This is a genomic window from Rubripirellula tenax (assembly GCF_007860125.1).
Lineage (GTDB): Bacteria > Planctomycetota > Planctomycetia > Pirellulales > Pirellulaceae > Rubripirellula > Rubripirellula tenax.
On sequence record NZ_SJPW01000006.1, the window covers coordinates 256799 to 269865 of the forward strand.

Here is a 13067-nt window from a genome sequence, read left to right on the forward strand (position 1 = left end):
GGGGAGTCGCTTGAAAAAAACGTGGATCCGGGAATCGAATTCGCCACCTTAGGTCACTTCACGCCTAGTGTTCTGCGGGGTCGGTTGGTTCGTTGAAACGGTCTTTGGGCTTGAAGCCAACGATCATCTTGGGATACGCCGGCGCGTGTGGATCGTGGCAGTCGATGCAGTTGTTCTTCATCTGCGGCCCGACATTCAAATCCCAGTGTCCGTTCATGCCACCGTGCGCGCCGTGGGCAAACGATTCCGCTTGCTTGCTGTGACACTGCGAGCACAGTGTCATCACGTCTTCGTAAGCGACGGATGCTCCATCGGCCAAGTGAAGCGTGTCGGCATCGCTGGGATTGTGGCAGGCGTAACACGCGATCTTGCCATGCTCAAACGTCATGCCTTGATGGAACTCGTCCAGTGTCGCGGCGGAAACGTTCTCAAGATTGGGTTTGCGAACGGAGTGGCACGTCGAACAAGCTACGCTGGCGGATCGGCCCTGAGGGTCTGTGCCGGCGAGCTCGATTCGCGGCGGCCCGATGGGCTTGCGAACGATGATCGGGAAAGTTTTCGCCGCGGAGTTCTCGCTGGCCGAGCTTTCTGACTGTGCAACGTGAACCGAGGCGTCACGCACGGTGTGCGATTCGTCGCTGCCGGTGTGCGTACTGTCGCGCAGTGCCGTCTGGCCGGCAGCGATCAAAATCATTGCTGCGGTAACACACACCACGCAAGTGAAGAACAGATTGGCGATTCGCGGCATGAATTTCTGTCCTAGATGAGGTTCCACTAACGACGCCCAATGTATACATTCACGTGCAGGTTCGCGAAACCTCACTTTTTCAACTTCCCGCCACTTTCCCAAAAGCAATCACGGTGCCAATCAGCGGACTCGTCGTCACGTTTCGTTCGTCGGTCGACCAAAACGCGGCGGCGATCACGTCGCTTCGTCAGATTCCTGAGATCGAAATCGGTAACGCCGGCGGCAGCAAACTTGCGATCGTTGTCGACACGCAAAACAAGCGACGCGATCAAGAAATTTGGAACACGGTCCGAGAGTTGCCTGGAGTGATCGACTTGGCCGTTGCGATGGTCGCCTTCGATGAAGAGACAGAATCGCGTTGAACCTCTTCGACAAGCGACGCTGCGTAAGTTCTTGTAACACCCATGAGCAGATCAATGAAAATGATGGATCCCGATCGCCGTTCGCTTCTTAAATCTGTCGCGATGGCTGCCGCCGGTTCGATGGTGGCAGGCAATACTTCTTTGCCGATCGTTCATGCAGATCAGGCTGTTCGCGATTTGCCCAATGCCGATGGTTTGACATGGAACAAGGCCCCTTGTCGCTTCTGTGGCACGGGATGCCATGTCCAAGTCGGGGTTGAAGACGGCCGCGTTGTGGCAGTCGCCGGCGATAAGGCTGCGGATGTCAACAAAGGCTTGCTGTGCGTCAAAGGCTATCACGTCGGCGGGATCCTGTACGGCAACGACCGACTGACTCAGCCGCTGCTTCGTAACAATGGGAAGCTGACTGCGATCACGTGGGACGAAGCAATTGAGACGATTGCCCAGCGGATCTTTGATTCTCCCAGCACGTTCGCGTTCTATGGGTCGGGGCAATGGACGATTCCCGAAGGCTACGCCGCTCAAAAATTCATGAAGGGCGGCCTGGGCAATAACCACATCGACCCCAACGCTCGGCTGTGCATGGCGTCGGCGGTGACCGGATTCTTGGCGACGTATGGCGTCGACGAACCGGCGGGATGTTATCAAGACCTCGATGAATGCGATGTGTTGATCACGTGGGGAAATAACCCCGCCGAAATGCACCCCGTGCTATTTTCGCGAGTCACCGATCGTCGGTCACGTGGCGAGACGGTTCGCATCATCGACATCGGGACACGGCGAACGCGAACAACGGACGCCGCCAGCGACTATCTGGAAATGAAGCCGCATGGTGACGTTGCGATTGCGTTGGGAATCATGCACCTGTTGATCGAGAACGACAACTACGACAAGTCGTTCGTCGAAAAGCACTGCAATTTCCGTGGTGCCGAGGCCAGCGAACCGACGCTGCAAGGCGAACAAATCAGCGAAGACGATTTTCGCAAACGCATCTCGAAGTACACACCCGAATTGGTCGAAGAACTTTCGGGAGTTCCGGCGGACAAGATTCGCATGCTCGCGGACCTGTTCGGCAATCACGATATTCGCATCACATCGTTGTGGTGCATGGGCATGAATCAGCACACGATGGGTACGGCTATCAACTCGATGGTTCACGGTGTGCATTTGCTATCCGGTCACTTCGGGCGTCCCGGCGATGCGCCGACCAGCTTGACAGGTCAGCCCTCGGCGTGCGGAACCGTTCGTGAAGTCGGTACACTCGCGCACGCGCTTCCCGGTGGTCGAGTGGTTGCCAAGCCCGAGCATCGCCAGCAATCCGAAGCGTTCTGGAATATGAATCCCAACAGCATCAACGCGGTGCCGGGATATCACACCGTGAAGATGTTTGAGCAGTTCACCAAACCAACTGCCGATGGCGGCGACATCACGACAATGTTCGTGCAGGTCACCAACCCAGGGCAAACGCTTCCAAATTTGAACGCACTGTTCAATGACAAAAAGGATCTGGATGACAAGTTCTTGATCGTCAGCGATGTGTATCCCACTGCGACAACCGAACTTGCCGATCTGATCCTGCCGGCCGCGTTGTGGGTGGAAAAGAACGGCGTCTACGGGAATAGTGAACGGCGAACCCAACAGTGGTTCAAGATGGTCGATCCACCGGGCCAGGCTCGCGACGACTGTTGGATGACGATCGCGATCGCACACAAATTGTTTGAATTGGGTTACGAAGGCATGAAGGACAAGGACGGCGATTTCATTTTCGCGGTCAAAGACGACGAAGGCGAAGAGATTCCGATTTGGGAATTCGAGCATTACTACGCCACCAACGTCGACAAGCACTTGTTCGAAGAGTATCGCCAGTTCACAACGATGAAGCACAAGAATCTTGCTCCGTACGATGAATACGTCAAAGCCCGCGGTCTGCGCTGGCCGGTCGTCGAACAGGAAGACGGGTCGTGGCGAGAGACAAGGTTTCGGTTCTCGGCTTTCGATGACCCCTTCGTCAAGGAAGGTCAAGAGTTCGATTTCTATCACTCGTCGAGCGAAGATGGCCGGGCGCAGATTTGGTTCCACGAGTACGCACCGCCGCCGGAGATGCCTGATGACGAGTATCCGATGTGGCTGTGTACCGGACGCGTGCTCGAGCATTGGCATACCGGTACGATGACCAGGCGACTCGCCCCTTTGAATCGAGCCATGCCGACGGCCTACGTCGAAATGCACCTGGAGGACGCCAAGGCGGCAAATATCCGGCAGGGTGAGATCGTCACAATCGAGTCTCGTCGTGGCACCTGCGAATTGCCGGTCTGGATCGACGGCCGCGGTCGACCACCGCGCGGAACGGTTTTCGTGCCGTTTTTTGACGAAACGAAACTGATCAACAACTGCACGCTGGAAGCGCACGACCCGTTTTCCAAACAACCGGACTACAAAAAGTGCGCGGTACGCGTCAAGAAACTTGCAAAGGTGAAGTCATGATTTCATCAAAAGCTGACTTCTTGTTGTCTTGGCGAGCCCACGAGTCGTTGTCAAAGGCGAATCCAGAAAAGTTGACTCGCTCACCAAGCCAAATGACAGGCATCGCGGCGGTTGCTTGCGGAGGTGAATGGTCATGATGAAGCGATATGCACCCATTTTCTTCTCTTGTATGATGGCTGTGGCGGTCGTCGGTTACATCTTCGGCATCGCGGATGGTGTACCGGTACCGGGCGGCTTGAATGAAGCGTCCTTGGCTGTGAAAGATGACGGTGCGTCCATCGACACAGATACAAAACTGATCCCAGCGGTCTCGTATTCGGAAATTGCCAACACCCCGATGGGGCCGACGAAGCATTGGCAGGCGACACCTCAAGTATTGCCGAGTGCGGAATATGATTTGTTCCGAAAGATCGAAACGAGTGAAGCTGACAAGAAAGCATCGGGCCAACTTCGCGCGTCGCGGCGCGCATTCAACGGCGCACCTCCGATCATTCCCCACCCGGTCGAAAACACGACCGACGCGGCTTGTTATGCATGTCATTCCGGCGGTGTTCAGATGGCTGGATTGAAGGCGAGCGTGATGTCACACGCGTTCCTTGGCAACTGTGTCCAATGTCACGCCCCGATGGCTCCCGCGCCATTTCAAGATGTGGACGCTGCCGTCGCAACTAGTTTCGTCGGCTTGCCGGCGCCGACGGAGGGCAAGCGTGCTTACAAGGGGGCGCCGCCGACGATTCCGCATTCCCAGTGGATGCGCGAGAATTGCAGCGCCTGTCACGGGGGACCAAATGGATGGGCCGGATTGGAATCGACTCACCCCTGGCGAACGAATTGTACTCAGTGTCACGCCCCATCCGCTTCGCTCGATCAGATGCCTGAATCCGACGTGGTGCCGATGCTGCCATCGTTGGACGTGGTTTCGAAGTAACCAGGAGACGACATTGACGGACAGTCGCGAAATGCCGACACATGCCAAGGAAGAAAGCGTCCAAACCGAGTCTTTCGTTGCCAAAACGGCGTGGCTATTGGCCGCGATATTCCGCGTCCCCATTTCGGTGTTGCGTTTTCTGTTTCGCCCTGTACGCCCGAGTCGGGGCCGCCGCGATCTGATCCAAGGTCGGTTTTGGAAATTCATTCCGTCGGCGAAGTTCGCGCCGCTGGTAACTCGCTACCCCAAACCCGAGCCTGCGACTGATTTGCCGACGAAGTCGATCCAGGGCATTTCGATCGCGCCGGTTCGGCCAACTGATCTATCGAGCAGACCTTCGCCGCGAACGATTCCCGTTCATCGCCCGCCGGGTGCGGTTTCCGAAACGCAGTTCATGGCCGGTTGCACTCGATGCGGCGACTGCATGGTCGCCTGCCCGTATGACGCAATCGTCAAAGCCCCCGCTCGGCTCGGCTCGGTCGCAGGCACGCCCGTCATCGAAGCCGACAGTTCCGCGTGCATGATGTGCGTCGACTTCCCGTGTATCGCGTCGTGCGAACCCGGCGTGTTGGTGGCTTCGAGCCCGCCGATTATGGGAACTGCTCGAGTGACAGAGCATTTGTGTCTTGCCCATCACCACACGACATGCACTGTTTGCAGCGAACGTTGTCCTGTCGGTGACGCAATAGCGGTTACCGACGGAAAGCCGACCATCAACGAGAGTACGTGCACCGGATGTGGTGTGTGTCGCTACGTTTGTCCTGCGCCGGAAAACGCGATCCTGCTGATGCCGGCGCTGGAACGTCCGTGGCTGAGCCCAAGAAGTTCGCTTTGACGACGGACATCGAGAAGCCGCAAGGATGAAAATCGATCCTCGATCCCGTTGCAATACATTCGAAAGCACGAAATCATGAATGAACCACTTCCCGAGATCTTGCAAGCCGAATGGTCATCGGATCAAGTCATGCAACTCTTTGCCGATTTGTCCGCTGGTGCCGTTGTTCAGCACGTGCAGTTGAAATCATCGCGGTCCGATGGGACGGTCACTCTGCAGAACGCAGTCTCTGCCTTCGCGGCCAGAGAAGCGCAAGCGATCCAGATCCGGTACGACTTCGAAGGCGAATCGTGGTGCGACACGATCATGCCCGGCGACCCAACGACCAAGATCATTCGCAACCGAATACCCGATGAAGATACTTTTCCGGGCTGAATCGGATTTGCCGCCTCCAATCGCGTTCGGTACCGTTATTTCGATTTGTCACGCTTGTCCGCCAGCGGCTCAGAGTCGCTTCGCTGACCTCGAGGGACTGCAGCACTTCGCCGACCGTCTTGCCGGCGGCGAGGATCGCATCGGCATCTCGCAACTTCTTGACGATCTGCTCTGGGGAATGTCGTTTTCGCTTCTTCATCGAAAGTCCTTTCGCCAATCTTGGCTGGTGAACTTTCAAAACTCATGGATCAGGATTTGGGGAGCATTCCACTGTGGTAGACCACAAGGGTTCAACGTTGGCAACGTAATCGAACCAAAAAACGGCGAGTCCTGATGGTAAGGACTCGCCGCAATCGTCATGTCGACATCAGCGTTCTGAAATGAACGCGATTACTCAGCTAGCTTTTGGTTAAGTCGGAGCAGTTCTAGAACAGCTTCTGCTGTTTCGACGCCCTTGTTGCCGACCTTCCCGCCGGCACGTGCGCGAGCTTGCTCGGCAGTATTGCACGTAAGCAAACCGAAGCCGATCGGCAATCCGCTCTCAACAGCCAAATCCATCAGGGCGCTAGCGACCGTTCGATTGATGTGTTCGTCGTGAGTCGTTTCACCCTTGATCACGCAGCCAAGGGCGAGCACGCCAACAACGTCGTCGTCGTCGATCACGGTTCGAACAACGGTCGGAAGTTCCCACGCGCCGGGCACGCGGACAATTGGAATCAACTCAACTGGATATCCGGCGGCGGCGATAGTGGCGATAGCGCCATCGACAAGCGCGTCACAGATTTCGCCGTTGTATCGGCTTGCCACGACGACGATCTTTCCTTCCGGCAGATCGCCATCGATGCCTGACAGTTCACCATCGCGGGCTTGGGAAGCGGGGAATTTTTCAGTCGACATCTTTTTGGCTCAGTAAGAATTCAGCGTTGTTTTGGGTTTTACATAGACCCGATAGGAGTTGTTTCATTGCGTCGGCAGGCGACAGCGACGCAAAGCTGCGTCGTAAGTTCGTCACGCGACGATATTCGTCGGGATCCATCAGCATTTCTTCGCGGCGAGTTCCGCTTTGACTGATGTCGATCGCTGGCCAAATGCGTTGGTCGACGAGTTCGCGATCCAGGACGATTTCCAAATTTCCGGTCCCTTTGAATTCTTCAAAGATGACGTCGTCCATTCGACTTCCCGTATCGACAAGCGCGGTCGCCAGGATGGTGAGCGAACCGCCCTCTTCGACTTTGCGGGCGGATCCGAACAGGGCTTTCGGTTTCTGCAGCGCACCGGCGTCAAGTCCACCGGTCAACAGCTTGCCGGTCGATTCGCCTTCTGAGTTGTGTGCTCGGGCCAGTCGCGTGATGGAGTCGAGGAAGATCACCACGTCGGTGCCCGCTTCGACCATTCGCTTCGCCTTTTCGATCACCATTTGCGCCACTTGAATGTGTCGCTGGGCGGGTTCGTCAAACGTGCTGCTGATGACTTCGCATTGTGGGCCGCGAATTTCGCGTTCCATGTCGGTCACTTCTTCGGGGCGTTCATCGATCAGCAGAATGAATGTGTAGGCGTCGGGATAATTTTTCAACACCGCCCGAGCCATTTGCTGCATCAGGATGGTTTTCCCGGCGCGGGGCGGGCTGACAATCAAGCCACGCTGGCCGAAACCGATCGGCGTCAGCATGTCGACGACGCGCGTCGACATCTCGACCGCATCATGTTCCATGATGATGCGTTTGTTCGGGTGCAGCGGTGTCAGTTCGTCAAACGGGATCACGCTGCCGCGGGAAGAAGGGTCCTGGCGATTGATGGCTTCGATGCGAAGCAATGCAAAGTAACGCTCGTTTTCTTTTGGAGGACGGATTTGTCCGGCGACGTGCGAACCGGTCTGCAATCCGAACCGACGAATCTGGCTTGGCGACACATAGATGTCGTCCGGACACGAGACGTAGTGATAAAGCGGTGATCGTAGGAATCCGAATCCGTCGGGCAGAATCTCGAGGGTACCCTCGCCATACATCAAGCCGTTCGCTTTCATGCGATGCTTGAGGATTCGGAAGATCAACTCTTGCTTTGACGAAACTTGACCGCTCGATTCATCATCGTCCCGAATGACACCTTCGGCGCGTCCAAGTGCGATCAGGTTTTCGAGCGATGACTTTTGTAAGTCGGCAATGTTCCATGTCGGCTGCGCTTCACCAGTGACCGGAATGCCAACTCGTTGCCCAGCCTTGTTGGCTTCGCTAACGATTTCTTCGGGAAGCGATAGCGGGTCGCGTTCCGCATCGAGTTCCCGTATCCGCTCGTCGACTTGCTTGTCGGGGTGTCGGGGACGATTTTGCGATTGCCGGTAGTCGCGATACTCGCGCGGACCCGTTTTTCGATTAGGTCCGGAATTGTCCCGTGAGGGATGCCGGTGAGGAGACATGATTTCGTTGAGAAAAAAGAAGAGAGGAGAAAGGTCTTCGGCGATTGATCGCCGGGAGGGGAATCGTTGAGGAGGAGGAATTGAGGAGTGAGGGAGAGAAGTGTTTTTGGAAGGAGTCTATTTCTCAGATGCAGTGATTGGTTTTCGATTGACGTAAGTTTGAAATCAAGTGGAAGTTCTCGTCGACGGCTGCAATCAGCTCGGCTAGCGAACCGTTGTTGTCAAGGATGAGTGTGCTTCGTTGGCGTTTGTTGGACAGGTCGAGCTGGTTCGCCTCGCGTCGGTTCAGTTCGTGAGCATCCCATCCTCGCTTTGCGGAACGTAGGAGTCGTTGATCGAATTCCGCGTCGACGCACCAAATCGGATCGCAAGCGAGGTCCCATTCGGACTCGAAAAGCAAAGGAACATCCAGTACCGTCGCCACCACACCGCCGCTTGATGCTTGGGCAAGCTTTTCATGGATGAGGACTCGCGTGCGGGGATGAACCACGCTCTCCAGATAGTCTAACTCCGCTCGCTTTGAATCGTCAGCCCCGAAAACCCTCTCGGCCAAGCGTCCGCGGTCAATCTGTCCGTCTTTAGTAACGATTTTGTCGCCAAATCGGCGGACCAGCGCGGTTCGCACCTCTTGTTCGTCCAGGACCCCGCGGGCGATCAGGTCGGCGTTGATCCATGTTGCACCCAGTTCCTGTAGCCTCGAGGCAACGGTTGATTTTCCACCCGCAGGGCTGCCAACGATGCCGATCACGATCATAGTGCGGGATCCGTTTTTGCGGTTCTATAGCTGCACATGGCGAAAAAGCCGATTGACGGCGGTAACGCGTTAAGGGTGGCGGAACGACCGTTGAAAAATTTTGCCATTTTCGTTTCGAGGGAACGATTCTAGGTGCGAGGGCCGCCGTTTACGGGCCCAATGAGTCGATCTGGTCGATCAATGCCTTGATGGATGGTCGGTCGGACGGCGATGAACCCACATAGGATAGGCGGACGTTGCCGCGAATATCGATCAGGAAAGTCGACGGAAACGCAAGGTGCGCGGCGATCCCAAGCTGCTTGACTGCCACAAGGTCTTCGTCCAGCAGTACGGGAAACGGGAACGCGTCGCTGTTGCCACTGTCATTACTGGCTCGAATAAATTGCGGCAGCTGCTCTTTCGATCCCGGGTAGACGAGCAGAATCTGAGTATCTCGCTTCGCAAATTCGCCGTGGTTGGCAATCAGACGCGATGTTTGTGTTGTGCAAAACGGACACAAAGATCCATTGAACCCGCGGGTGAACACCAACAGGACGTTCTGCTTGCCTTGATATTGTTTCAGCGAAACATCGGATCCGTTGGTATCGACAAAGGACAGGTTTGCGAGCGTGCCATCGTCTTCACGATTGCTGGTCACTTCGTCGTGAAATAGAACCTTGCGATTGGGGATGCTTTCGTCCACCTGCGTCGGTTCTGCGGTCACGTCCGTTGCCGGCGCCGCGGGCTCGGATGTCGATGGACTTGCACCGCAGCCCGCCAACCCGATTGATACGACGATCGTGACTGTCAACGCGCTTTGACGGAAACGATTCACAGACATCATGACGCTAGCATCCCAATGTTTCGCGTGAGCAGTCTTGCGCCGATCGATGCAATGGACTCCGGCTCACTCGGGTTTTCGTATTTGAAAACCATCGTCTAGGGTCGCCGATCTTCAGGGAAATACAGAAACGCGTTGCAGTTTGGGCAGTGAAGCAGAACGGACATTCGAAGCGTTTCGACGTGCTGGGTTGTGAGCGTTTGGTAACACCCGCCGCACGAGTTGTCTTCGACCGGTGCAAGCGCTTCTTCGCCACGCGCACCGGTAAGGCGTTTGTACTCGGCTTTTACGCCTGACGGCACTTCCGCTTCATGCGTTTCGAGTTCGCTTTCGACTCGCTCAAGGGATAACTGCAGTTCGTCGAGCTTTGTCGTCACCTCCGTCACGCGAACCTTTTGATCGGATTCTTGTTTCGCAAGTTCGGCTTCGGCCTGGGTGACGACGGCTTCGAGTCCGTCGAGGTGATCGAGCGCTTCCAGGATTTCGTCACTGAGCACTAAGTTGGCTTGCTTGTCCGCAGCGATTTGATCCTTCAACGTCGAAAATTCTCGGTTGCTGGCGGCCGTGTTCAGCTTAGCTTCGAGGTCCTTGATCCGAGCTTCGCGAGTCGCCAACTGCAATTGTTTTTCGTCAGATGCGATCTTGGCCGTCTTCACCGCCGATCGAGCCATAGCGACTGCTTCGGCCGCTTTTGCCACCATGCCCTCGCCAGCCTTGATTTGCCGCGGTCCTCGTTCGATCCGCGACGTCAGGTCCGTTCGCTGGCGGTGGATCCGGTGCAACGTGCGAAGAAGTTCGGTGCTGATTTCAATTTTCGATGCGCTGGACATTTATCGGACCGTCGGGGGTGTTTCGCTTTCGCTCTGCGTCTCAGCATATCGGAAAGTGGCAAAATAAGGTATCAGCCGACGTCGGGATCTCGAACGCGACCCCGGACCGACCGAATTCCCGTCCGGCGAATGGTAGCGAAACAAGTCGCGGGATTCGCTACGCTATTCAAAAGTGATTTTTGCATTTCTAAGATGGGAATTTCGAGTGAACGGTTGGCTCATTGCGTTGGCGGTATCCGCCGCAGTCTTTTTCGCGTTGGTTGCTTTAGCGATCATCTCTCCCCGGCGGTTCGTGCGTTTGCCGTTCAACATTCTGCTCTCGCTGCTTTATCGCAAGCGGATCTTCGGGCTCGAAAATCTTCCAACCGACGGCGGTTGTCTTGTCATCAGCAACCACGTTTCCTGGATCGACGGAATCTTGATCCTGTGGATGTTGCCGCGGAACGTTCGATTCATCGTCGATGGGGCCAACTTTTCATCTTCGATTGGGACCTATTTGGGGAACGCCTTCGATACGATTTTCATGATGTCACAAATCAAGTCGATCGGCAGGGCCATCAAGGCTGGCCGAGAAGCAATCGTCGACGGCGATGTCGTGGGTGTCTTTCCCGAGGGAACGATCAGCCGAACGGGACAACTGCAGGCGTTCAAGCCTGGCATTACCAAGATCATCAAGGGCACCGACGCCCCGGTTGTCCCGATGTGGATGGACGGGATGTGGGGCAGCATCTTCAGTTTTTCCGGTGGCAAGTTCTTTTACAAATGGCCGAAACAGTTTCGTCGAACGTTGACGTTGTATATCGACAAGCCGGTGCCGGCGGATACGCCGCTGGAAATCCTTCGCACCCGCGTTCAAGCCCTTGGCGCTCGTGCGACGATCGATCATCGGTCCCAGCTTCCGATTCTGGCAAAAGGGATGATCCGCGTTTGCCGTCGCCGTGGTGGCCAAATGCAGGCCGCCGATTCGATGGGCACCGAGGTCTCCGGTCGCGAGATGCTGATTCGTATCTTGGCGCTGCGACGAACGTTACGCCGCGAAGTCTTTTCCGATGACGAAAAGTACGTCGGTGTCTTGCTTCCACCGAGTGTCGGTGGCGTGATTGTGAACATCGCATTGGCGATGGACCAACGAATTTCGGCGAATTTGAATTACACGGTCAGCAGTGATGTGATGAACCACTGCATTGCCGAAGTCGGCATCAAACACGTTTTAACCAGCGAACGATTTCTGTCGAAATTGGACGTCAAAATAGACGCCGAAGTCATACTGCTGGACACCTTGAAGGATAAAGTTACCAAGCTAGACAAGGCGATCGCATTCATTCAAGCGACCGTGGTCCCGGCGTCTTTACTTGACCGCATCCTCGGACTATCGAACGTCGACGGCGACGACATTCTGACGATCATCTTTACCAGCGGTTCGACGGGGATGCCCAAGGGCGTCTTACTCAGCAACGCCAACATCAGTCACAACGTCGACGCCATTGAACGGGCGGTAAAGTTGGACATGAACGATACCGTCCTTGGCGTGCTGCCGTTCTTCCATTCATTCGGATACAGCGTCACGCTGTGGGGCGCGATGTCGTTGGGGCCGCGAGGCATTTACCATTTCAATCCGCTCGATTCGAAACAGATCGGAAAACTAGCCGAAAAGTATGGCGTGACGGTGCTGCTTGCCACGCCGACTTTCCTTCGCGGCTATTTGCGACGGGTTACACCCGAACAATTTTCGAAGCTGGACGTTGTTGTCGTCGGTGCCGAAAAGATGCCAGCGGAGTTGTTCGAATCGTTCGAAAAAAAGTTTGGTGTACGGCCGGTCGAGGGTTACGGCGCGACAGAGTTGAGCCCGCTGGTATCGGTCAATATCCCGCCGTCGCGATCGTCAGCCGCTCATCAAGCCGATCGCGTCGAAGGATCAGTCGGGAGACCGCTTCCGGGGGTTTCTGCGCGTGTCGTTTCGCCCGATTCCGGCGACGAATTGCGAGCGGGCGAGGACGGCATGTTGATGGTCACTGGCCCCAACGTGATGCGCGGTTACGCGAACCAAGAAGAGATGACGGGCAAGGCCATTCAAGACGGATGGTATGTCACCGGCGACATCGCCAACGTCGATGACCAAGGGTTCATTCACATCACCGGTCGATTGAGCCGGTTTTCAAAGATTGGCGGCGAGATGGTGCCGCATGTTCGCATCGAAGAAGAGTTGTCGCGATTGTTCTGTGAAGGCGATGATGACGAAACGCTAAGGATATGCGTGACCGCGGTGCCGGACGCAAAGAAGGGCGAACGTTTGATTGTCCTGCACGTCCCAACGACGAAGGAAATCGACGATATCCGCAAAGGACTCAGCGAAGCCGGTCTACCCAACCTGTTCATCCCCGGCCGCGACGGCTTCATCGAAGTCGAAGCGATCCCAATGCTCGGCACCGGAAAGCTGGATCTAAAAGCCGCGAAAGACGTCGCGGCAAGTCTGGCGACGTCGGCTGGGGCAAGCGACGGTGATGACTAGCCGCCTGCC

Annotated in this window: 13 protein-coding genes and 1 pseudogene; 7 read left to right on the forward strand and 7 right to left on the reverse strand. The window is 56.0% G+C overall.

All coding sequences use genetic code 11. From position 1 onward, the window contains the following. Positions 1–64: 64 nt before the first annotated feature. Positions 65–748, reverse strand: coding sequence for a cytochrome c3 family protein (locus Poly51_RS21880; RefSeq protein WP_146460143.1), 684 nt, complete (start codon positions 746–748; stop codon positions 65–67). Between the two features lie 113 nt (positions 749–861). Here Poly51_RS21880 and Poly51_RS21885 point away from each other — a divergent pair, with 113 nt between their 5' ends. From Poly51_RS21885 to Poly51_RS21905, 6 genes are all read left to right on the forward strand, one after another. After that, entirely contained in the window at positions 862–1110 is a 249-nt protein-coding gene (locus Poly51_RS21885; protein ID WP_146460145.1) for a chaperone NapD, read from the forward strand. 42 nt (positions 1111–1152) lie between these two features. Continuing rightward, entirely contained in the window at positions 1153–3594 is a 2442-nt protein-coding gene (locus Poly51_RS21890) for a molybdopterin-dependent oxidoreductase (protein ID WP_246114683.1), read from the forward strand. Next, on the forward strand, positions 3591–3731 hold the full coding sequence (locus Poly51_RS30630) for a hypothetical protein (RefSeq protein ID WP_186775717.1): 141 nt from the start codon (positions 3591–3593) through the stop codon (positions 3729–3731). Before Poly51_RS21890 ends, Poly51_RS30630 begins: the two co-directional genes overlap by 4 nt. Next, the gene (locus Poly51_RS21895; RefSeq protein ID WP_246114684.1) at positions 3728–4522 is read left to right on the forward strand and encodes a diheme cytochrome c precursor; all 795 of its coding nucleotides are present in this window, start codon (positions 3728–3730) and stop codon (positions 4520–4522) included. The genes Poly51_RS30630 and Poly51_RS21895 overlap by 4 nt, the downstream gene beginning before the upstream one ends. Before the next feature lie 13 nt (positions 4523–4535). Then, a complete protein-coding gene (locus tag Poly51_RS21900) occupies positions 4536–5357 on the forward strand; it encodes a 4Fe-4S dicluster domain-containing protein (protein ID WP_246114685.1) in 822 nt (273 codons plus the stop codon). Between the two features lie 75 nt (positions 5358–5432). Continuing rightward, positions 5433–5732 carry a hypothetical protein gene (locus Poly51_RS21905; protein WP_146460147.1) on the forward strand — a complete coding sequence of 100 codons (300 nt, stop codon included), beginning with the start codon at positions 5433–5435 and terminating at the stop codon, positions 5730–5732. A gap of 58 nt (positions 5733–5790) precedes the next feature. Here Poly51_RS21905 and Poly51_RS21910 read toward each other — a convergent pair. The 6 genes and pseudogenes from Poly51_RS21910 to Poly51_RS21935 all read right to left on the reverse strand — a co-directional run. Next, positions 5791–5931, reverse strand: a pseudogene (locus Poly51_RS21910) (transposase); the annotation flags it as partial. A 191-nt stretch (positions 5932–6122) separates the two neighbouring features. Further along, on the reverse strand, positions 6123–6629 hold the full coding sequence (gene ribH / locus Poly51_RS21915; protein WP_146460150.1) for a 6,7-dimethyl-8-ribityllumazine synthase: 507 nt from the start codon (positions 6627–6629) through the stop codon (positions 6123–6125). Then, the gene (rho, locus tag Poly51_RS21920; protein WP_146460151.1) at positions 6619–8145 is read right to left on the reverse strand and encodes a transcription termination factor Rho; all 1527 of its coding nucleotides are present in this window, start codon (positions 8143–8145) and stop codon (positions 6619–6621) included. Before rho ends, ribH begins: the two co-directional genes overlap by 11 nt. A 124-nt stretch (positions 8146–8269) precedes the next feature. Further along, a complete protein-coding gene (gene coaE / locus Poly51_RS21925; RefSeq protein ID WP_146460153.1) occupies positions 8270–8899 on the reverse strand; it encodes a dephospho-CoA kinase in 630 nt (209 codons plus the stop codon). 148 nt (positions 8900–9047) lie between these two features. Beyond that, positions 9048–9722, reverse strand: coding sequence for a peroxiredoxin family protein (locus tag Poly51_RS21930; protein ID WP_146460154.1), 675 nt, complete (start codon positions 9720–9722; stop codon positions 9048–9050). Between the two features lie 95 nt (positions 9723–9817). Next, on the reverse strand, positions 9818–10549 hold the full coding sequence (locus Poly51_RS21935; RefSeq protein WP_146460156.1) for a zinc ribbon domain-containing protein: 732 nt from the start codon (positions 10547–10549) through the stop codon (positions 9818–9820). A gap of 205 nt (positions 10550–10754) precedes the next feature. Between Poly51_RS21935 and Poly51_RS21940 the strand changes: the two genes are divergently transcribed. Beyond that, positions 10755–13058, forward strand: a complete 2304-nt coding sequence (locus Poly51_RS21940; RefSeq protein ID WP_146460157.1) for an AMP-binding protein — start codon at positions 10755–10757, stop codon at positions 13056–13058. The last annotated feature ends 9 nt before the right edge of the window (positions 13059–13067 follow it).

What these genes read in the sequence shown, in the direction of transcription:
- Poly51_RS21880 (WP_146460143.1), bottom strand. Translation starts at nt 748, where the DNA reads ATGCCGCGAATCGCCAATCTGTTCTTCACTTGCGTGGTGTGTGTTACC.
- Poly51_RS30630 (WP_186775717.1), top strand. Translation starts at nt 3,591, where the DNA reads ATGATTTCATCAAAAGCTGACTTCTTGTTGTCTTGGCGAGCCCACGAG.
- rho (WP_146460151.1), bottom strand. Translation starts at nt 8,145, where the DNA reads ATGTCTCCTCACCGGCATCCCTCACGGGACAATTCCGGACCTAATCGA.
- Poly51_RS21935 (WP_146460156.1), bottom strand. Translation starts at nt 10,549, where the DNA reads ATGTCCAGCGCATCGAAAATTGAAATCAGCACCGAACTTCTTCGCACG.
- coaE (WP_146460153.1), bottom strand. Translation starts at nt 8,899, where the DNA reads ATGATCGTGATCGGCATCGTTGGCAGCCCTGCGGGTGGAAAATCAACC.
- Poly51_RS21890 (WP_246114683.1), top strand. Translation starts at nt 1,153, where the DNA reads ATGAGCAGATCAATGAAAATGATGGATCCCGATCGCCGTTCGCTTCTT.
- Poly51_RS21930 (WP_146460154.1), bottom strand. Translation starts at nt 9,722, where the DNA reads ATGATGTCTGTGAATCGTTTCCGTCAAAGCGCGTTGACAGTCACGATC.
- Poly51_RS21905 (WP_146460147.1), top strand. Translation starts at nt 5,433, where the DNA reads ATGAATGAACCACTTCCCGAGATCTTGCAAGCCGAATGGTCATCGGAT.
- Poly51_RS21895 (WP_246114684.1), top strand. Translation starts at nt 3,728, where the DNA reads ATGATGAAGCGATATGCACCCATTTTCTTCTCTTGTATGATGGCTGTG.
- ribH (WP_146460150.1), bottom strand. Translation starts at nt 6,629, where the DNA reads ATGTCGACTGAAAAATTCCCCGCTTCCCAAGCCCGCGATGGTGAACTG.